General features: G+C 41.9%; 17 protein-coding genes. 7 read left to right on the forward strand and 10 right to left on the reverse strand.

Annotation, left to right across the window (positions count from 1 at the left end):
* The first annotated feature begins 4 nt into the window (after positions 1–4).
* From gluQRS to panC, 5 genes are all read left to right on the forward strand, one after another.
* Positions 5–892 carry a tRNA glutamyl-Q(34) synthetase GluQRS gene (gene gluQRS, locus A9260_RS01890; protein WP_068695664.1) on the forward strand — a complete coding sequence of 296 codons (888 nt, stop codon included), beginning with the start codon at positions 5–7 and terminating at the stop codon, positions 890–892.
* Positions 893–997: 105 nt separating this feature from the next.
* Positions 998–2,350, forward strand: coding sequence for a polynucleotide adenylyltransferase PcnB (gene pcnB / locus A9260_RS01895; RefSeq protein WP_068695666.1), 1,353 nt, complete (start codon positions 998–1,000; stop codon positions 2,348–2,350).
* Positions 2,347–2,829 carry a 2-amino-4-hydroxy-6-hydroxymethyldihydropteridine diphosphokinase gene (gene folK, locus A9260_RS01900; protein ID WP_068695668.1) on the forward strand — a complete coding sequence of 161 codons (483 nt, stop codon included), beginning with the start codon at positions 2,347–2,349 and terminating at the stop codon, positions 2,827–2,829. The genes pcnB and folK overlap by 4 nt, the downstream gene beginning before the upstream one ends.
* A gap of 28 nt (positions 2,830–2,857) precedes the next feature.
* Complete coding sequence (gene panB, locus A9260_RS01905; RefSeq protein WP_068695670.1) at positions 2,858–3,652, forward strand: 3-methyl-2-oxobutanoate hydroxymethyltransferase; 795 nt, start codon at positions 2,858–2,860, stop codon at positions 3,650–3,652.
* An 8-nt stretch (positions 3,653–3,660) separates the two neighbouring features.
* Entirely contained in the window at positions 3,661–4,512 is an 852-nt protein-coding gene (panC, locus tag A9260_RS01910; protein WP_068695672.1) for a pantoate--beta-alanine ligase, read from the forward strand.
* Between the two features lie 107 nt (positions 4,513–4,619).
* Here the strand turns inward: panC and A9260_RS01915 are convergent, their stop codons facing one another.
* A complete protein-coding gene (locus A9260_RS01915; protein WP_082957008.1) occupies positions 4,620–6,077 on the reverse strand; it encodes a Na+/H+ antiporter family protein in 1,458 nt (485 codons plus the stop codon).
* Between the two features lie 310 nt (positions 6,078–6,387).
* Positions 6,388–7,944 carry a YadA-like family protein gene (locus A9260_RS01920; RefSeq protein ID WP_068695675.1) on the reverse strand — a complete coding sequence of 519 codons (1,557 nt, stop codon included), beginning with the start codon at positions 7,942–7,944 and terminating at the stop codon, positions 6,388–6,390.
* Between the two features lie 336 nt (positions 7,945–8,280).
* On the opposite strand from A9260_RS01920, the gene A9260_RS01925 reads away from it, so the two are divergent.
* A complete protein-coding gene (locus A9260_RS01925; protein WP_068695677.1) occupies positions 8,281–8,931 on the forward strand; it encodes a hypothetical protein in 651 nt (216 codons plus the stop codon).
* Positions 8,932–9,022: 91 nt separating this feature from the next.
* Here A9260_RS01925 and A9260_RS01930 read toward each other — a convergent pair whose 3' ends face one another.
* Positions 9,023–9,793: an ABC transporter permease gene (locus A9260_RS01930; RefSeq protein ID WP_068695679.1), complete on the reverse strand. Its 771-nt coding sequence runs from the start codon at positions 9,791–9,793 to the stop codon at positions 9,023–9,025.
* Complete coding sequence (locus A9260_RS01935; protein ID WP_068695681.1) at positions 9,793–10,713, reverse strand: ABC transporter ATP-binding protein; 921 nt, start codon at positions 10,711–10,713, stop codon at positions 9,793–9,795. Before A9260_RS01935 ends, A9260_RS01930 begins: the two co-directional genes overlap by 1 nt.
* A gap of 95 nt (positions 10,714–10,808) precedes the next feature.
* Here A9260_RS01935 and can point away from each other — a divergent pair, with 95 nt between their 5' ends.
* Complete coding sequence (gene can / locus A9260_RS01940) at positions 10,809–11,459, forward strand: carbonate dehydratase (protein ID WP_068695683.1); 651 nt, start codon at positions 10,809–10,811, stop codon at positions 11,457–11,459.
* Positions 11,460–11,515: 56 nt separating this feature from the next.
* Here the strand turns inward: can and hpt are convergent, their stop codons facing one another.
* The 6 genes from hpt to ampD all read right to left on the reverse strand — a co-directional run bounded on the left by hpt (position 11,516) and on the right by ampD (position 20,129).
* Positions 11,516–12,043, reverse strand: a complete 528-nt coding sequence (gene hpt / locus A9260_RS01945; RefSeq protein ID WP_068695685.1) for a hypoxanthine phosphoribosyltransferase — start codon at positions 12,041–12,043, stop codon at positions 11,516–11,518.
* A 209-nt stretch (positions 12,044–12,252) separates the two neighbouring features.
* The gene (lpdA, locus tag A9260_RS01950) at positions 12,253–13,677 is read right to left on the reverse strand and encodes a dihydrolipoyl dehydrogenase (RefSeq protein WP_068695687.1); all 1,425 of its coding nucleotides are present in this window, start codon (positions 13,675–13,677) and stop codon (positions 12,253–12,255) included.
* A 246-nt stretch (positions 13,678–13,923) separates the two neighbouring features.
* Positions 13,924–15,804, reverse strand: a complete 1,881-nt coding sequence (aceF, locus tag A9260_RS01955) for a pyruvate dehydrogenase complex dihydrolipoyllysine-residue acetyltransferase (protein ID WP_068695689.1) — start codon at positions 15,802–15,804, stop codon at positions 13,924–13,926.
* A 28-nt stretch (positions 15,805–15,832) separates the two neighbouring features.
* On the reverse strand, positions 15,833–18,496 hold the full coding sequence (gene aceE / locus A9260_RS01960; protein ID WP_068695691.1) for a pyruvate dehydrogenase (acetyl-transferring), homodimeric type: 2,664 nt from the start codon (positions 18,494–18,496) through the stop codon (positions 15,833–15,835).
* A 66-nt stretch (positions 18,497–18,562) separates the two neighbouring features.
* Positions 18,563–19,333 (reverse strand): pyruvate dehydrogenase complex transcriptional repressor PdhR, encoded by a 771-nt coding sequence (gene pdhR / locus A9260_RS01965; RefSeq protein WP_068695693.1) that lies wholly within the window; start codon positions 19,331–19,333, stop codon positions 18,563–18,565.
* A 253-nt stretch (positions 19,334–19,586) separates the two neighbouring features.
* Positions 19,587–20,129, reverse strand: coding sequence for a 1,6-anhydro-N-acetylmuramyl-L-alanine amidase AmpD (gene ampD, locus A9260_RS01970; RefSeq protein ID WP_068695695.1), 543 nt, complete (start codon positions 20,127–20,129; stop codon positions 19,587–19,589).
* Positions 20,130–20,137 lie beyond the last annotated feature (8 nt).

Consider the following 20,137-nt stretch of genomic DNA (forward strand, 5'->3'; position numbering starts at 1 on the left):
TGATATGAAATACGTAGGACGATTTGCACCCTCCCCTTCAGGACCTCTTCATTTTGGGTCACTAGTAGCAGCCCTTGGCAGCTATTTTCAAGCTAAATCCCAACAAGGGACTTGGCTGGTACGCATGGAAGACCTTGATCCTCCAAGAGAGATGCCCGGCGCTGCAAAACTGATTTTAGAAACCCTTGAAGCTTACCATTTGTATTGGGATAACAATGTTGTCTATCAAAGTCAAAGGCACCCCCTTTATCAACAACAAATAGATCAGTGGTTACTTGATAAGCAAGCCTACTATTGCCAATGCACACGCAAACAAATTAAAGCCGCTGGCAGTTATTATTTAGGGCATTGTCGAGAGCAAGATCTTGACGGTCAAGACTGCTCCATTCGGATAAAAATTGATGCTCCTGTAACAGAGTTTATCGATTTAAAGCAAGGTGCAATTGCTATTCCAAAACAAATCGCCCAAGAAGACTTTATTATTAAACGCCGTGATGGACTGTTTGCCTATAACCTTGCCGTTGTAATTGATGATATAGACCAAGGCATCACAGAAGTCGTGCGAGGCGCCGATCTCATCGAACCGACAGGTCGTCAAATCAGTCTCTATCAATTACTCGGCGCTAAACCGGTGAGCTACCTGCATCTTCCTCTTGCGGTTACCGCAAATGGTGCCAAACTTTCCAAACAAAATCACGCGCAAGGGATTTGCTTAGAAAAGCCAATCCCCACCTTAATTCAAGCAATGCACTTTCTAGGTTTTGACCTACCAGAGCACATAAATACGGCTAATATAGACGAAATTATTGCTTGGGGAGTCAAACATTGGCACCTTAAGCAATTGCCAAAAGAGACTCAAGTCACAACCTTGTTCTCAAATCGCATCAGCTAGGCTATTATATGCGCGGATTTAGAACTCATTCAGATCCAACCTTTATGGAGTGCAGTACTTTTTATTGCCTTCTTGTTCCTACTAAAAAAGAAACCGACAAATTCGATGACATCTGATTTCGATACAAATAACTCAGTTGGGAAAATTGACCTAAACGTCTACCCAAGAGACCAACACAATATCTCTCGAGAAAATATCAGTGAGAATGCGCTCAAGGTATTGTATCGATTGCAAAAAGCTGGATACGATGCGTTTTTAGTAGGAGGCGGAGTTCGTGACCTTCTTCTTGGCAAATCACCTAAAGATTTTGATATTGCGACTAACGCCACTCCAGAACAGATCAAGCTTTTATTTCGTAACTGCCGCTTAATTGGTCGACGCTTTAGACTTGCCCATATTATCTTTGGACGTGACATCATTGAGGTCGCCACCTTTAGAGGCCACCATCAGCAACCAGAGAAGCAAACATCGGTTCAGTCTGACGAAGGTATGCTACTGCGCGATAACGTCTATGGCAGCATCGATGAAGATGCAGAGCGCCGTGACTTCACCATTAATGCTATGTACTACAACATTGCTGACTTTTCGATTCATGATTATGCCAATGGCATGCGTGATCTCAATGAAGGTATGGTGCGCTTAATTGGTGACGCGGAAGTTCGCTACCGAGAAGATCCAGTACGCATGCTGCGTGCTATTCGCTTTGCATCAAAACTGGATATGGATATTAGCTTTGAAACAGCCGATCCTATCAATCACCTTGCTTCGCTATTGCAAGGCATTCCATCGGCTCGATTGTATGAAGAGTCTCTGAAACTGCTGCAATCAGGTCATGGTCTCGATACCTATGACTTACTGCGCGAATTTGGCTTATTTGAACACTTATTCCCACCCGTCGCTCAACTGTTTACTGAAGATGAAAACTCTAAAACAGAGCAGATGATTGAACTGGTTTTAGAATCTACCGACCTGCGCATTCAAGAAGGTAAGCGAGTTAACCCTGCTTTCATTTTTGCGGCAATGCTTTGGTACCCAGTAGAAGCTTATGCTGAACGCTTGATTGAAGAGCAGAGCATGAGTCACTACGATGCGATGATGACTGCGGCTAATCATATTCTTGATGAGCAAGTTCGTAGCACTGCTATTCCTCGTCGCCATACTGCGACGATTCGTGAAATCTGGCAATTACAATCACGCTTAGAAAGACGTTCAGGTAAGAGAGCTTTCCGTCTACTTGAATTAAATAAATTCAGAGCGGGCTTTGATTTCCTTGAGATGCGCGGTCAGGCTGAATTGGGTGAGACTCAAAAACTTGCTCACTGGTGGCATACGTTCCAACATTCTGGTCGTAATATGCGCCAAGCTATGGTTACCGATCTTGGCAACTCAGCAAATAAAAGCGGCAGTACACGTCGCCGCCGTCCTGCCAAGAAAAAGCCGAAGAAAACAAATTCATGATTACCGCGTACATAGCTGTAGGTAGCAACCTAGGCGACCCTGTTGCACAGGCAAAACTGGCAATTAGAAGTTTACAAGAGCTACCTAACAGTCGCGTTATTCAAGCATCATCACTGTATAGCAGTACCCCTATGGGACCCCAAAATCAGCCAGACTACATAAATGCTGTAGTTAAGATTGAAACGACACTGCAACCTCTTGAACTGTTGGATAATACCCAAAAGATAGAGAACGAGCAGGGTCGCGTGCGCAAAGAGGAGCGCTGGGGACCTAGAACTCTCGATCTCGATTTAATTCTTTATGGAAACGAAATCATCAATTTACCACGCTTAGTCGTACCGCATTACGGCATGAAGGTAAGAGAGTTCGTCCTTTATCCTCTTCTAGAAATTGAACCTAATTTAATACTTCCAGACGGGACTACACTGCAAGACCTAATCACATCTGTCGATCAAAACGGCTTGCAAGTGTGGGGCTAAAGCCCAACTTCCAGTAAAAGGCATAGAAATGAAAAAAGTAACCATCAATACGCTAATGAAGCTTAAAGAAGAAGGCCGAAAGTTTGCATCTTCTACTGCTTACGACGCAAGCTTTGCTCAATTATTTGAACAACAAGAGATGCCAGTACTACTGGTTGGCGACTCTTTAGGTATGGTGCTTCAAGGTAAACCAGACACACTTCCTGTGACCATTGAAGACATCGCCTATCATACGCGCTGCGTACGTGCCGGCAGTCCAAATACTTTGCTTATGTCTGATATGCCATTTATGAGTTATGCAACGCCAGAGCAAGCTTGTTTAGAAGCAGGTAAGCTTATGCAGGCTGGCGCTAACATGGTGAAGCTAGAAGGCGGATCTTGGCTTGCGCCAACAGTACGTATGTTGACTGAACGTGCGGTACCGGTTTGTGCACACCTAGGTTTAACACCACAGTCCGTTAATATTTTTGGTGGTTTTAAAGTTCAAGGCCGCGATCAGCAACAAGCCGACCAAATGGTTAAAGATGCACTTGAATTACAAGCTGCTGGCGCACAAATCATTTTATTAGAATGTGTTCCTGCCGCTCTTGCTGAACGCATTACCCAAGCATTACATGTCCCTGTTATCGGTATCGGTACAGGTAATGTCACTGATGGTCAAATTCTTGTTATGCACGATATGTTTGGTATTGCTGCAAACTATATGCCTAAGTTTTCTAAAAACTTCCTAGCAGAAACAGGTGATATGCGTTTGGCTGTAGCCAAATATATTGCCGATGTTGAAAGTGGCGCCTTCCCTGGCCCTGACCATACGATTGCCTAGGACAGAACATGCTAACTATTGAAAAGACCACCGAGCTTCGTGCACAGATTCGCGCTTATAAAAAAGCCGGTAAAACCATTGGTTTTGTACCAACAATGGGTAATTTGCATCAAGGGCATCTCACTCTGGTGCGCAAGGCAAAAGAGCTAGCTGATATTGTTGTGGTGAGCATTTTTGTTAACCCACTGCAATTTGGCAATCATGATGATTTACACAATTATCCAAGAACTTTAGAGCAAGATCTTTCTCTACTTAGCGAATTAGGTACCGAGCTGGTCTTTACTCCAACACCAGAAATCATCTACCCAAATGGACTTGCTCAGCATACGTTTGTTGAAGTACCTCACCTATCTAGCATGCTAGAAGGTGCTTCTCGTCCAGGTCACTTTAGAGGTGTTGCAACCGTCGTTACTAAGCTATTTAATTTAGTTCAACCTGATGTTGCCTGCTTTGGTGAGAAAGACTTCCAGCAAGTGGCTGTTATCCGTCAGATGGTAGAAGACTTGGCTATGGACATTAATATTGTCCCTGTCTCTATTGTTCGAGAACAAAGCGGACTCGCTCTAAGCTCACGCAACAATCGTCTAACCGAGCAAGAGCGAGCAATCGCACCAAACCTTGCCAAGGTGATGTCAAAAATGGCTGATAATTTGCTTAAAACTCCCCTCGATAGTGATGCTGTCATCCGTCAAGGAGAGGAGGCGATTATTGAAGCTGGCATGAAACCTGATGAATTGTTTATTTGTGATGCCTACTCTCTGGGTAACGTCACTAGTGAGACAAAAGAAGCGGTGATTTTAATGGCTGCATTTTTAGGACAAGTTCGACTTATCGATAATATCATTGTAAAAATCGCTTAGCACTGCATCATAATAAAATTAAAAAAGCCCCAATAATTCGTGAATTATTGGGGCTTTTTTATAAGCGATATTTACAATCGCAGTCAGTATCAGATCAGTCTATCTGATTACAGAATAAGAGCTGCAATCCAAGCAAACAGCACCATACCTAAGTTTGCATGAGTAAAGGTAGGGATAACTGAATCTCGAATATGATCGTGCTGACCATCTGCATTTAAACCAGAGGTAACCCCAAGAGAAATCGTCGAAGCTGGAGAGCCCGCATCCCCGAGTGCTGCGGAAGCGCCAAGTAAAGCGATGGTGGCAGCAGGAGAAAAGCCTAATGAAAGCGCCAGTGGTACATAGATAGGTGCAAGAATCGGCACACTAGCAAAAGAGTCACCAAAGCCAATAGTGATAAACAAACCAACCAATAGCATTAATAACGCGCCAATTGCTTTGTTATCGCCAATCAATGATTTAGTTGCCTCAACTAGAGAAGGTATCTCACCTGTTGCACTCAATACTCCGGCAAAGCCTGCCGCGATAGTAATAATCACCGCAATTTGCACCATCATGCGCATACCTTCAGTAAACACATCATCTTGTTGTTGCCAGGTGAAAATCCCAGAGAAGCTCAACAAAATAAAGCCAATCATGGCTCCAACAAGTAAAGAATCAAACTCAATTTGGCAAACAAGAGCAACCGCAATAGCCGCGATAACAAACACTAATTGCTTGAGATTTAGGTTTGGTGCTTCAGAGTGAAAAACCATTTTATTAGTCAGTTCATCATCATATTCACGAGGTTTTCGATAGGTAATGAATACCGCGACTAACATACCCGCAATAATCCCCATTACCGGTAAAAACATAGCTGCTGGTACTTGGCTTGCTTCTACAGCTAACCCATAGTCAGCCCCTGCTGAGTTTAAATTAGGCAAAAGGATTTCAAATAAGTAGATAGCGCCAAAACCGGTAGGAAGAAGTAAATAGCTGACACTAATAGAACAAGCAATAATACAAGCTACAGCTCGACGGTCTATTTTAAGGTGATTAAAGATAGTCAGAAGAGGCGGAATCATCACCGGAATAAATGCAATATGCACGGGCACGACATTCTGAGACATCACTGATGCAAGGATAAAGATTGAAAATAACCCCCACTTCAATAAGCTTGAGTTAACTCCTTTGGCAACCGCACCGCTCATTTTATTGGCTAGCATATCTAATAAGCCACTTCGAGCTAACGCAACTGCAAAAGCACCAATCATCACATAAGTAATACCAACCTGTGCACCTTCAGCCAGATTGTCATTAATAGCGCCAATCGTATCATGGATATCTAAGCCACTATTTAAACCACCCACTAGTGCGCCTGATATCAACGCAACTGGCACCGGTAAACGAAGTAAGCACATTGCAATCATTAAGCTAATAGCAAGCAATACTGAGTTCACCGGCAGAAAGCCTGGGGATAAGATTGCAATTAAACTAATAACAACAACAGCTGCGATAGCAATATTTTGGAATTTAGTATTTTTAGGAGGCTGAATAGTCTCACTTCCAGAAGTTGAATTGTCCATGTTCTCTGTTTCTAAGTGTGGATATATATGCATTAAATCAGTAAATTTAGGCTTTAGTAAATCACTTTTTAAAAAAGTACTAAAATAAAAACACTCATGCTTTACAAGCAATTATTAATCAATCACTTACGACATGGTAACGCCGTTTAATTTTATATCTCATCTAACCTATATCAGCTTTACCACTCACACGCATCCCATTGCATATAGATTCATAATGAATTGCTTTACCCCAAAATGACGAAAGCGACAGTAGGTCACCCTATTGCCGCTTTTCATCTGAAAATGAGTATTTTAGCGTAAAGCTATATTACCATTCGTAACCCACACCAGCACCGATAGATACGTTTTCAGAACCGGTATCATATGCAACATTTGAACGAGCAGTGAAGTTCTCAGTAAAACGAACACCAACACCACCTGCAATCGCATTTGCATCACCTGAGTGACCTAGCGCAACCGTAGTACTAATTTTACCAACATTGTATGGCATAACTAATGAACTAGTCGCAATACCTTGCGCCATCGCACCATCCATAATTTTAGCTTGCTGCTCTAAATCAGCACGTAGACCTTTAATATCTTGGCTGTTTTGTTCAATACTTTGCGTATTTCTATCAATGGCGAATGCATTGCTATCTATACGTGATGTATTGCTAGTAATGTGGTGCGTGTTACTAGTAATAGTTTGTGTATTAGCTGTAATGTGTTGTGCATTCGTTGTTGAACGAGCGTCTACCGCTTGAGCTAATTGAGTATTTGAATGAACCACTTTTTGTGTCGCATCAATAGTCTGTGTATTGGCAGTGATATGTTGTGTATTCGTTGTTGAGCGAGCATCTAGTGTTTTCGCTAATTGAGTGTTTGAATCAATTGCTTTGGTATTGGTTTCAATACTTTGAGTATTTGATGAAATAGCCTGTGAGTTACTTACAATATCTTGAGCGTTAGTTGTTGAACGAACGTCTACCGCATGAGCTAATTGAGTATTTTCATCAATTGCTTGAGTGTTTGCTTCAGCTTGAAGTTCCGCATGAGTTGCTACGCCAGTATTTTGCACCATGGTTTGATGGTCATTAATAACTGTAGTAGCCACTTGTTGAATCTCTTTACCGTTATTTTCTGAATTAGTCTCTGCTTCACTAGCTATCTGCGTGTTAACTGCAACAATCTGTTCTACTTCATTGATATTTTGCGTATTCGTTTCACCTCGAGTTTTTGGTACCGCCAATGTTTGAGCTTCTTGTGGTACAGGTTGTTTTATTTTATATGCCTCTGATGGTGCAATTACTGGCATTGGTTGGGGGACTGGGTTAACTGCAATAGGTTCGGCAACAGGAGCTGTAGGAACTTTATGATAAGCACTTGACGGCTCAGTTACTAACATAGGTTGTGGGATTGGGTTAACTGCAATAGGTTCGGCAATAGGAGCTGTAGGAACTTTATGATAAGCACTTGACGGTGCAGGTACTAATATAGGTTGTGGGACTGGGTTAACTGCAATAGGTTCGGCAATAGGAGCTGTAGGAACTTTATGATAAGCACTTGACGGCTCAGTTACTAACATAGGTTGTGGGACCGGGTTAACTGCAATAGGTTCGGCAACAGGGGCTGTAGGAGCTGTAGGAACTTTATGATAAGCACTTGACGGCTCAGTTACTAACATAGGTTGTGGAACCGGGTTAACTGCAATAGGTTCGGCAACAGGGGCCGTAGGAACGTTAGCTTTAGGGGGGACAGGATATGCCTGAGTTGATGCAGGAGTCGTTACATCAACTCCTTCGCCAATTATAGGTGCATTACTTGCCAATACACCTGTAGAAATAATTGCAGATACGGCTGCAGCTACCAAAGTTAATTTTCTCATAATCTTCTACCTTTCTGAATATTCAATTCAGACAAACCAAACTATCGACACGTTCAACGCACTAACTTCATCGAACGAATCACCTTGTCGCCCAATATATTCCGATTATTAAATTTTTCACTGTCAATAAATGTAAACACACATTTCAAATATGACAAAAAAGACATTATAGATAAAAAACAAATACTTAGTGTACATTTACCATAAATAGACACTAATTTAACGATATATTAAGATCTTGGAAGTATGTTAGAGATCACATTACATTAATATTCAGAGGTGTAGCATTGGAGCCGTTATGACACATACAATGCAATATTGCTTGTAGGGAAACATATGCAATCGAAACAATCTGTTTTAGCAAAAAACATAAAAAAAAGAATGAATGATTTGAACATTCAGTCAAATTTAGCTTTAGCAAAAGATTCAGGGGTTAGTCGCGCAGTAATTACAAATATCATGCAGCATCCAGAAAAATCCATAATGGCAGATAGTGCTTTTTTATTGGGTAGGACTCTTCAATGTACAATGGAATGGCTTCTGACGGGTAAAGGGCCAATTACTCCGACGGGTCATTTAGATAGAGATAAGCGTTATGGAGCGCCGTTATTTTCTATTAATGACATATCTGATAAAGGCATAGATTTATTATTTTCTGAGGCTTCAAAAAATGAGGCCATCACTCGGTTTATGTGCCCAACAGGAAATAAACCCAGTATTTTTACCGTTTGGCAAAGTCGCCCTGTGGGTCGCTTAAACCATGCTGGACATATCTATTTTGATAAAGATAAAAAACCAGTATCTGGACAACTAGTTATTGTCCGAACTCACCCTGGCGCACCTTTAGAATATATGGAGTTTTATTCTGCCTATGACAAAAACTTTGTTCGTTATATAGAGGAGCATATTCCTGAGGATTTACGAATGATAGAGCTTCAAGATCATATGCAGATTATTGCGACATTTGAATGCTTTGTTGTTACATAATAAGCAGTTAATACTATTGTAATTAAATCACACGCAATAAAAATGGCAGTTAAAACTGCCATTTTTATTTAGTTTAGACCATTGATATTCATTAACTTCTTAGCCCAATACCTTTATCTACCAATTTATATGCCACAGCAAAAAGCACTGCGACAAAAATGGTTAATACGGTAAACGAACTGACAATATCAACGTCAGACACTCCTAAAAATCCATAACGGAATGCATTAACCATATATACGATTGGGTTGATTTTAGACACTGACTGCCAAAACTCAGGAAGCAGGTTTATTGAATAAAATACTCCGCCTAAATAAGTAAGCGGCGTTAAGATAAAGGTCGGAATAATAGAGATATCATCAAAAGTTCCGGCAAAGACGGCGTTAATTAAGCCACCTAATGAGAATACGACTGAGGTTAAAAAGACCGTCGCAATAATAATTCCCCAGTGATGTACTTGCAGATCAACAAAGAATAATGAGACGAACGTTACGATACTTCCGACTAAGATTCCTCGCACTACCCCACCCATAACAAAACCAGCAATAATGACGTAAGTCGGCACTGGCGCAACCAACAACTCTTCAATATTCTTTTGGAATTTTGCACTAAAGAATGAAGATGCCACATTAGAGTAAGAGTTCGTGATCACGCTCATCATGATAAGACCTGGCACTATATATTCCATATAGCTAAAGCCGTTCATTTGTCCGATACGCGAACCGATCAAATTACCAAATATGATAAAGTAAAGGGTCATGGTGATTGCAGGCGGTACTAACGTCTGTACCCAAATTCGAGTAAAACGATTAATTTCTTTTCGTAATAGGCTTTTAAAAGCGGTCCAATAAACGGCATACATTATTGTTGTTCCTTTTCTTCTCGCACTATTGTGACAAATAATTCTTCAAGGCGGTTGGCTTTATTGCGCATCGAAAGCACTTTAATACCAGCATCGCTAAGCTGAGCAAATACATGGTTAAGCCCTTGATCTTTCTTTAATTCAATTTCAAGAGAGCCATTAATAAAGTTCTGGCTTACCACATCGTCAAGTAGCTCAGGTTTAGCGCCTTCTTCTAAGTCTAAAATAAAGGTTTCGACCTTAAGCTTACCTAGTAGGCTTTTCATGCTGGTGTCTTCAATTAAGTCACCATGATTGATAATGCCAATATTGCGACAAAGCATTTCTGCTTCTTCAAGATAATGAGTGGTTAGGATAATAGTGATCCCTTCTTCATTAATCTTTTGCAAAAAGCCCCACATTGAGCGGCGCAGTTCAATATCAACCCCGGCTGTAGGCTCATCTAGAATGAGTAACTTAGGCTCATGCATCAACGCTCGAACGATCATCAAACGACGCTTCATGCCGCCAGACAGGCTTCGTGCTCGTTCATTACGTTTGTCCCATAAGTCTAATTGGGTGAGGTATTTCTTAGCTCTCTCTTTCGCATCAGCACGAGATACACCGTAGTAACCTGCTTGCTGTAGTACGATTTGTTCAACTGTCTCGAACATGTTGAAATTAAATTCTTGAGGAACCAAGCCTAAATATTGCTTCGCAAGCTCCAAATCTTGACTAAGATTATGACCAAAAACCGATACATTACCCGAGGTCTTATTCACTAGAGATGAAATAATACCAATGGTTGTCGACTTACCTGCGCCGTTAGGCCCAAGTAAGGCGTAAAAATCCCCTTTTTTAACACGAAGGGAGATACCTTTTAACGCTTCAAAGCCACCTTTGTACGTTTTTCGTAGATTCTCTATTTCTAATGCATACATATGAAGTTGATTTCTCTATGATTATTTGTCACAAATCCGATTTGATTTGATGATTTTTTAGGTATAGTAGCCTAAGATTTAAAAAAGGACTTACCATGCCAGAAATTAAACTTTTATTTGAGAACAATTCCAAATGGTCTCATTCCCTCAAAGCTGATGAACCTGAGTACTTTACGACATTAGCACAGGGACAGAACCCTGACTTCCTGTGGATTGGTTGCTCAGATAGCCGAGTTCCTGCAGAACGATTAACCGGTCTCTTTTCTGGAGAGTTGTTTGTTCACCGTAATGTTGCTAACCAAGTCATTCACACCGATTTAAACTGTTTATCTGTAGTGCAATACGCTGTCGATGTACTAAAAGTGAAACACGTTATTATCTGTGGTCACTATGGCTGTGGCGGTGTTAATGCCTCTATTGAGAACCCTAAATTAGGCTTAATCAATAACTGGCTACTGCATATTCGTGACTTATACCTAAAACATCGCGACATGCTAGATAAACTGTCACCCGAAGAAAGAACCGACAAACTGTGTGAAATTAACGTTGCTGGCCAAGTCTACAACTTAGCTAACTCGACTATCATGCAGTCTGCATGGGAGCGAGGACAAGAAGTCGAAATTCACGGCGTTGTCTACGGTATCGGGGACGGCAAGCTTGAAGACCTTGGTGTTCGTTGTTCTAGCCATGAAACCTTAGAGCAAAACTTCCCAGAAGCTATGGCTAAAATCTTAAAACAAGATTAATTTCAGTCACTAATAAAGCCAATACCCATTTAACATGAGTATTGGCTTTTTGCTTTCTATAATGGGATCACTTTACCAATGTAAGGAAGGTTGCGATATTTCTGTGCGTAATCAATACCGACACCCACGACAAATTCGTCTGGGATTTCAAAACCAATCCACTTAACATCCACATGCACTTCGCGACGAGAAGGCTTATCAAGCAAAGTAGCAATCTGAATAGATTTTGGTTCGCGAATAGATAAGATCTCACACACTTTGCTCAAGGTATTACCGGTATCGATAATATCTTCAACTAGCAGTACATCTTTACCTTTAATATCATCATCCAGATCTTTAAGGATACGTACATCACGAGAGCTCTCCATGCTATTGCCATAGCTAGATGCAGTCATAAAATCAACACTGTGGTCAACGGTTATAGCGCGAGATAAATCGGCCATAAATACAAATGATCCACGTAGAAGACCTACAACGACAAGCTCTTGGCTGTCTTTATAGTGTTCATTAATTAATGCACCAAGCTGCTGCACTCTTTCCTGAACCTTTTGTTCAGAAATCATCACTTCTACGGTATGTTTCATACTGTTCTCTCGTATACTGGGCTCGCATCAACTATAGCTATAGACTGGAAAATTTGAGCAAAAGATTATTTTTTTGCTGTTCTATAACTGTAAAAAGCCAGTTGATGTTAAATGGGCATGCATTGTAACAAACTAATTTTCAAACCGAAAAAAAAACCCAGCCAAAGAGCTGGGTTTATAATAAATCTTAATTTTCAGTTGTTAAGAAATTACTTCTTTTTAACTGCTTTTTTATTTGGAAGATCAGTAATAGAACCTTCAAATACTTCAGCCGCTAGACCGACAGATTCGTGTAGCGTTGGGTGAGCATGGATAGTCAATGCGATATCTTCCGCATCACAACCCATCTCGATAGCTAGACCAATCTCACCAAGAAGTTCACCACCGTTAGTACCTACAACAGCACCACCGATTACACGATGAGTATCTTTATCAAAGATCATCTTAGTCATACCGTCAGCACAATCTGATGCGATTGCACGACCAGAAGCAGCCCAAGGGAAAGTAGAAACTTCGTAGTTAATGCCTTCAGCTTTTGCTTCTTTCTCAGTCTTACCAACCCATGCAACTTCTGGCTCAGTGTACGCGATTGATGGAATCACTTTAGGATCGAAGTAGTGTTTCTTACCAGAAATAACTTCAGCCGCTACGTGACCTTCATGCACACCTTTGTGCGCAAGCATTGGTTGACCAACAACGTCACCGATAGCATGGATATGAGGTACGTTAGTACGCATTTGCTTATCAACGTTAATGAAACCACGCTCATCAACTTCGATACCTGCTTTTTCAGCATCGATAAGTGCACCGTTAGGAACACGACCGATAGCCACTAGAACTGCATCGTAGCGCTCAGCTTCAGCTGGTGCTTTTTTGCCTTCCATTGAAACGTAGATACCGTCTTCTTTTGCTTCTACCGCTGTTACTTTAGTTTCAAGCATTAGCTTGAACTTGTCTTTAATGCGCTTAGTGAAGACTTTAACGATGTCTTTATCCGCAGCTGGGATAACTTGATCAAACATCTCAACAACGTCAACTTTAGAACCTAGAGAGTGGTAAACCGTACCCATCTCAAGACCGATGATACCACCACCCATGATAAGCAGTTTCTCTGGTACTTCTTTCAGCTCAAGTGCATCCGTAGAATCCCAAATACGTGGGTCTTCATGTGGAATGAACGGAAGTTTGATTGGGCGTGAACCCGCTGCAATAATTGCGTTATCAAAAGTCACTGTTGTTGACGCTTCGCCTTCAACTTGAATTGTATTCGGGCCAGTAAATTTACCGAAACCGTTAACAACCGTCACTTTACGCATCTTAGCCATGCCGTTTAGGCCGCCAGTAAGTTGATCAACAACTTTTTCTTTCCAGATGCGGATCTTGCCGATGTCAGTCGTTGGTTCACCAAATACAACACCGTGCTCAGCCATCGCTTTTGCTTCTTCGATAACTTTAGATACGTGTAAAAGTGCTTTTGATGGAATACAACCCACGTTTAGACATACACCACCTAGAGTGCTGTAACGTTCAACAAGTACCGTTTCAAGACCTAAATCTGCACAACGGAAAGCGGCAGAGTATCCAGCAGGACCAGAACCAAGTACTACAACTTGGGCTTTAATTTCTTTGCTCATTTTGACCTCTTTTAGTCATTATCCCTAACAGGCTAATTGGGTAATTGCGTCACCCTAGTTTACAAACTTGTAAACTAAGAGAAAACTAATTCCATTTAGGCTGTGAGCTATACAACAATTCGACGTATCTTTTCTTAGATTCCGTCCAATTTTGTTAATGAATTGCGAAAAAATCACTCGTACTACATTTGACTTTAGCCAACACCGCGAGTGAGAAAAGCAGCTCTTGCGAGCTGCTCTGCTTTATTACATTACTAGACGACGAATATCGCTCAAGCACTGGTTCAAGAAGTTAATGAAACGAGCTCCTTCTGCACCATCAATCACTCGGTGATCGTATGATAGAGACAGTGGAAGCATTAGACGAGGAACAAACTCGCTGCCATTCCAAACTGGCTTCATTTCAGACTTAGAAACACCAAGAATAGCGACTTCTGGAGCATTCACGATTGGAGTAAACGCAGTACCACCAATGCCACCTAGGCTAGAGATAGTGAAACAACCGCCCTGCATGTCAGATGCAGTTAATTTACCGCCACGTGCTTTCTTAGAAATTGCTGCAAGTTCTGCAGAAAGCTCGTAAATGCCTTTCTTGTTCACGTCTTTAAATACAGGAACAACTAGACCATTTGGCGTATCTACTGCGATACCAACATTCACGTATTTCTTAAGAATGATGCTTTCGCCATCTTCAGAAAGAGATGAGTTCATTGCTGGGAACTCTTCAAGCGCTTTCGCTACTGCTTTCAAGATAAACACAAGTGGTGTGATCTTGATACCAGAGTCTTTCTTAGCTTCGAATGCGTTCTGCTCTTTACGGAACTTCTCAACTTCAGTGATATCAGCATTATCCCACTGTGTAACGTGCGGGATCATTACCCAGTTACGGTGCAGGTTAGCGCCAGAAATTTTCTTAATTTTAGAAAGTTTCTTAACTTCAGTTTCACCAAACTTGCTGAAGTCCACTTTTGGCCATGGTAGTAGGCCAAGTGCACTGCCGTCGCCTTTACCTGATGCAGCTGCACCAGACTCTAGACGTTTAAGCGCATCTTTAACAAACGTTTGAACGTCTTCTTTAAGAATGCGGTTCTTACGGCCAGTACCTTTAACTTTAGAAAGGTTAACACCGAACTCACGAGCTAGACGACGAACAACCGGAGAAGCATGAGTATACTCGTGGTTCTCTTGGAAATCGTTAGCCGCTGGCGCAGCTGCAGGAGCAGATGCTACTGGCGCTGCAGGTGCCGCTGTTGGAGCAGGCGCTGCTGCTTGTGCAACAGGAGCTACTGGCGCTGAACCACCCGCAGTTTCAAATACCATGATTAAAGAACCCGTTGTTACTGAATCGCCTTCAGCAATCTTGATTTCTTTAACTGTACCTGCAAATGGTGCTGGAACTTCCATTGAAGCTTTGTCGCCTTCAACAGTAATTAGAGATTGCTCTTCTTCTACTGTATCGCCAACTTTAACCATGATTTCAGTTACTTCAACTTCATCACCGCCGATATCTGGTACGTTCACTTCTTGAACTGCAGAAGCTGTTGCAACAGGTGCTGGTGCAGCCGCAGCTGGTGCCGCTGCCACTGGAGCGCTAGCGCCAATTTCAAATACCATGATTAGAGAGCCAGTAGTAACTGAGTCGCCAGAAGCTACTTTAATTTCTTTAACAGTACCTGCAAACGGTGCTGGAACTTCCATTGAAGCTTTGTCGCCTTCTACAGTTAGAAGAGATTGCTCTTCTTCTACTGTGTCGCCAACTGCAACCATGATTTCAGTGACTTCAACTTCATCACCACCAATGTCTGGTACGTGTACTTCTTTCAATTCAGTTGCACCTGCAGGAGCAGCTACTGGAGCCGCTTCAACTGCTGGGGCTACTGGTGCTTGCGCAGCACCAGCTTCTTCGAAAATCATGATTAAAGAACCAGTTGTTACTGAATCGCCTTCAGCAATTTTGATGTCTTTAACAATACCCGCTTGAGATGCAGGAACTTCCATTGAAGCCTTGTCGCCTTCAACAGTGATCAGTGACTGTTCTTCTTCAACCTTGTCGCCAACGTTTACAAGAATCTCAGTTACTTCAACCTCATCAGCACCAATGTCAGGTACATTAATTTCGATTGCCATTGTTTATTACCCTTACTTAATGGAAGTCTTACGCAAATTGCGGGTTAGTTTTTTCTGTGTCGATATTGAATTTAGCGATTGCGTCAACCACTACAGACTTATCAACATCACCACGCTTAACAAGCTCAGTCAGTGCAGCAACAACAACGTAGCCAGCATTAACTTCAAAGTGACGACGTAGGTTGTCACGGCTATCAGAACGACCGAAGCCATCTGTACCAAGCACTTTATAAGACTCAGCAGGAACGTAAGCACGAACTTGCTCTGCGTAGTTTTTCATGTAATCCGTTGCTGCAATTGCAGGCGCATCACCTAGAACAGTTGTAATGTAAGGTACTTTCGCTTCAGCTTCAGGGTGTAGCATGTTGTCACGCTCTACGTTTTGACCATCGCGAGTCAATTCGTTGAAAGAGGTTACTGAGAACACATCTGATGCTACGCCGTACTCTGCACTTAGGATTTCAGCTGCTTTACGAACTTCGTTCATAATAGTACCTGAGCTCAATAGTTGAACTTTACCTTTCGCGCCTTCGTGAGACTCTAGCTTGTAAATACCTTTACGAATGCCTTCTTCAGCGCCTTCTGGCATTGCTGGCATTGCGTAGTTTTCGTTCATTACTGTTAGGTAGTAGTAAACATTTTCTTGCTCAGGACCGTACATGCGACGAATACCGTCTTGCATGATAACTGCTAGCTCATAAGCAAATGTTGGGTCGTAAGAAACACAGTTAGGGATGATGTTCGCTTGGATATGCGAGTGACCATCTTCGTGCTGTAGACCTTCACCATTTAGTGTAGTACGACCGGCTGTAGCACCTAATAGGAAGCCACGAGCTTGTTGATCGCCTGCTAGCCATGCCATGTCACCAACACGTTGGAAACCGAACATAGAATAGTAGATGTAGAATGGGATCATTGGTAGGTTGTTAGTGCTGTATGAAGTTGCAGCTGCAACCCAAGACGCCATAGAACCTAGTTCGTTGATACCTTCTTGAAGAACTTGACCAGAAGTTGCTTCTTTGTAGTAAGAAACGATACCTTTATCTTCAGGTGTGTATTCTTGACCTTGCGGGTTGTAAATACCAATCTGACGGAATAGACCTTCCATACCAAATGTACGAGCTTCGTCACAGATGATTGGAACAATGTTCTTACCGATATTTTTGTTTTTCAACAAAATGTTCAGAGTACGAACATACGCCATAGTAGTAGAGATTTCACGCTTTTGAGCACCAAGTAGAGGAGCGAACTCTTCTAGTTCAGGTACTTTAAATTCTTGAGTGAATTTAGGCAGACGCGCTGGTGTGTAACCGTGTAGAGCGTTACGACGAGCGTGCATGTATTCATACTCAGGCGTGCCTTCTTCTAGTTTCAAGTAAGGCAGTGTGCTTACTTTCTCATCAGAAAGAATATCTTGCAGGCCTAGACGGTCACGAAGATGTTGAACATGAGTCATGTCCATTTTCTTCACGCCGTGTGCAATGTTTTTACCTTCAGCTGCATCACCCATGCCGTAACCTTTAACAGTTTTAGCTAGGATTACAGTTGGCTTGCCACCGGTTTCTTTTGCATTGTTGAATGCTGCAAACAGTTTAGATGAATCATGACCACCACGCTTAAGAGCGAAGATTTCGTCATCAGTCATATCGGCAACAAGTGCTGCTGTTTCAGGGTATTTACCAAAGAAGTGCTCACGTACGTACGCGCCATCTTTAGATTTGAATGTTTGGTAGTCGCCATCGATAGTTTCGTTCATTAGTTGAAGAAGCTTACCAGTGGTGTCTTTCGCTAGTAGTGAATCCCAGTTGCTACCCCAGATAACTTTAACAACGTTCCAACCTGCGCCTTTAAATAGGCCTTCAAGTTCTTGAATGATGCTACCGTTACCCATTACAGGGCCATCTAGACGCTGTAGGTTACAGTTGATTAGGAAACATAGGTTGTCCAGTTTTTCACGAGCAGCAAAAGAAATTGCACCGCGTGATTCTGGCTCATCCATCTCACCATCACCTAGGAAAGCATAAACGCGTTGCGCTGAAGTTTCTTTCAGACCACGGCCTTCAAGGTACTTAAGGAAGCGTGCTTGGTAGATAGCAGAGATAGGACCTAGGCCCATAGATACAGTTGGGAACTGCCAGAATTCAGGCATCAACTTAGGGTGTGGGTAAGAAGGGATACCTTTACCATCAACTTCTTGACGGAAGTTATCTAGTTGCTCTTCAGTTAGACGACCCTCAACGAATGCGCGAGAGTAGATTCCTGGAGAAATGTGACCTTGATAATAAACTAAGTCACCACCGTCCGTCTCATTTGGAGCGCGGAAGAAGTGGTTGAAACATACTTCATAGAATGCAGCAGCAGACTGGTAAGAAGCCATGTGACCACCAAGGTCTAGGTCTTTCTTAGAAGCACGCAATACGATCATGATTGCGTTCCAACGAATGATTGAGCGAATACGACGCTCAAGTGTTACATCACCAGGGTAAGCAGGCTCTTGAGCTGCTGGAATGGTATTGATGTAATTTGTGTTAATGCCAGTTGGCATATCAACACCGTCTAAACGCGCCTTATCTAGAACTTGTTCTAGTAAGAATTGTGCACGTTCTACACCTTCTTCACGTACTACTGACTCAAGGGCTTCTAACCAATCTTGAGTTTCCAGAGCATCAACGTCATTCTTCTTATCAGACATTGCGAACTATCCTTTTTTATTAAGTTAGGTCAACTACTAGGGCCACATACCCTAAGCAAAAGCTTACTATTTATTCTGTTGAATTCGACGTAATGAACGAGCTCTTCTGCCCTGCTCTTGCGTCAAATCCGACAATGTTTCATCGATAAAGGCTAAATGACTTTCACATAGTTCACGGGCGCGCTGTGGCTCCCTTGAAGTAATTGCGGTAACAATGCCTTCTCTATGATCACTTAACCTTTGTAATGCATCAGCATGACCATGCAATAGTTGCAAGTTCTGTAATACATTATCTTGTAATAATGGAGACAAGCTACGAACAATATGCAGTAAAACCACATTGTGCGAGGCTTCTGCAATCGCAATCAAAAACTCCATGATTGCTTTTGCTTCACTCTCAATATCATCACTATTTTCTGGAACACTGAGCATTTCTTGGCACTGAGTAATGCGTTGAAAATCTTCAACTGTTCCTCTTAACGCGGCAAAATAAGCTGCAATACCTTCCAGTGCATGACGTGTCTCTAGTAAATCTCTTTGCGCCTCACTGTGGCTAGCAAGAAGATTTAAAAGCGGATCCGTTAAGTTAGAAGACAAGCATTCACAAACAAAAGTTCCACCACCTTGACGACGAGTTAGCAACCCTTTGGCTTCTAGCCTTTGAATTGCCTCACGTACCGATGGTCTAGATACATCAAATTGCCTAGCAAGTTCTCTCTCCGGCGGTAATTGCTGCCCTGGAGATAAGATCCCATCCAAAATTAATGTTTCTAACTCACGCTCTATCACATCCGATAGCTTAGGTTGGCGAATACTTTGAAAGGAAACTTTTTTCATCTCAGTCTCTACACCCTGCGTAATGTTAAGTAGCGTTGTTAATTGGTATTACCAATTTTAACTTGACGCGAAACTTAACATATCAATTTTAGATTTGTCTAGGAAAACTTGATTTAAATCATAAAACACAGAATCTCATAACATTATCCCACTAAATAAACGGCATATAGTTAAGCAAATGTTAATGAGAGTCGTATTACCGAAGCAAGTATGCGCCCACCTCTATTTGTATGACAAATTTATCAAACATTCATTATTTTGCAATCATCTTCGAAAACCTAGACCAATGAAATGACAATCCGGGATCGGTTTTTCGTTGCGGAGCAATGTATTGATGGCCGGTTATTCTGGAGGGGACAATTTGAGGGTATCGCTCTAATAGGTAGTGGGTAAGCGCGGTTAAGGCATTATATTGGGCATCGGTATAAGCGATATAATCCGTCCCTTCTAATTCGATGCCTATTGAAAAATCGTTACACTTTTCTCTGCCAGCAAAAGATGAAACTCCTGCATGCCAAGCGCGCTTATCAAAAGGGACAAACTGCACTACCTCACCATCACGTTTAATTAGGCAATGAGCCGAGACTCTCATGTCACGAATTCTTTCAAAAAAAGGATGTACGCTAGCATCGAGTTTGCCTAAGAAGAAAGCCTCTATATTATTTTGCGTAAACTCTGCTGGCGGCAACGAGATGTTATGAATGACCAGTAGCGAGATATCATCAGGATCGGGTCTATTATCACAATGAGGAGAAGGGACAATTTTCGCAGATGAATACCATGAGTGAGTGGACATTTTTCTTC

This window comes from Vibrio sp. UCD-FRSSP16_30 (assembly GCF_001676025.1).
Taxonomy (GTDB): Bacteria; Pseudomonadota; Gammaproteobacteria; order Enterobacterales; family Vibrionaceae; genus Vibrio.

Coding starts and splice junctions, on each gene's coding strand:
- lpdA (WP_068695687.1), bottom strand. CDS start 13,677: ATGAGCAAAGAAATTAAAGCCCAAGTTGTAGTACTTGGTTCTGGTCCT.
- aceE (WP_068695691.1), bottom strand. CDS start 18,496: ATGTCTGATAAGAAGAATGACGTTGATGCTCTGGAAACTCAAGATTGG.
- panC (WP_068695672.1), top strand. CDS start 3,661: ATGCTAACTATTGAAAAGACCACCGAGCTTCGTGCACAGATTCGCGCT.
- A9260_RS01935 (WP_068695681.1), bottom strand. CDS start 10,713: ATGTATGCATTAGAAATAGAGAATCTACGAAAAACGTACAAAGGTGGC.
- A9260_RS01925 (WP_068695677.1), top strand. CDS start 8,281: ATGCAATCGAAACAATCTGTTTTAGCAAAAAACATAAAAAAAAGAATG.
- folK (WP_068695668.1), top strand. CDS start 2,347: ATGATTACCGCGTACATAGCTGTAGGTAGCAACCTAGGCGACCCTGTT.
- A9260_RS01915 (WP_082957008.1), bottom strand. CDS start 6,077: ATGGACAATTCAACTTCTGGAAGTGAGACTATTCAGCCTCCTAAAAAT.
- hpt (WP_068695685.1), bottom strand. CDS start 12,043: ATGAAACATACCGTAGAAGTGATGATTTCTGAACAAAAGGTTCAGGAA.
- panB (WP_068695670.1), top strand. CDS start 2,858: ATGAAAAAAGTAACCATCAATACGCTAATGAAGCTTAAAGAAGAAGGC.
- A9260_RS01920 (WP_068695675.1), bottom strand. CDS start 7,944: ATGAGAAAATTAACTTTGGTAGCTGCAGCCGTATCTGCAATTATTTCT.
- A9260_RS01930 (WP_068695679.1), bottom strand. CDS start 9,793: ATGTATGCCGTTTATTGGACCGCTTTTAAAAGCCTATTACGAAAAGAA.
- gluQRS (WP_068695664.1), top strand. CDS start 5: ATGAAATACGTAGGACGATTTGCACCCTCCCCTTCAGGACCTCTTCAT.
- pcnB (WP_068695666.1), top strand. CDS start 998: ATGACATCTGATTTCGATACAAATAACTCAGTTGGGAAAATTGACCTA.
- ampD (WP_068695695.1), bottom strand. CDS start 20,129: ATGTCCACTCACTCATGGTATTCATCTGCGAAAATTGTCCCTTCTCCT.
- pdhR (WP_068695693.1), bottom strand. CDS start 19,333: ATGAAAAAAGTTTCCTTTCAAAGTATTCGCCAACCTAAGCTATCGGAT.
- can (WP_068695683.1), top strand. CDS start 10,809: ATGCCAGAAATTAAACTTTTATTTGAGAACAATTCCAAATGGTCTCAT.
- aceF (WP_068695689.1), bottom strand. CDS start 15,804: ATGGCAATCGAAATTAATGTACCTGACATTGGTGCTGATGAGGTTGAA.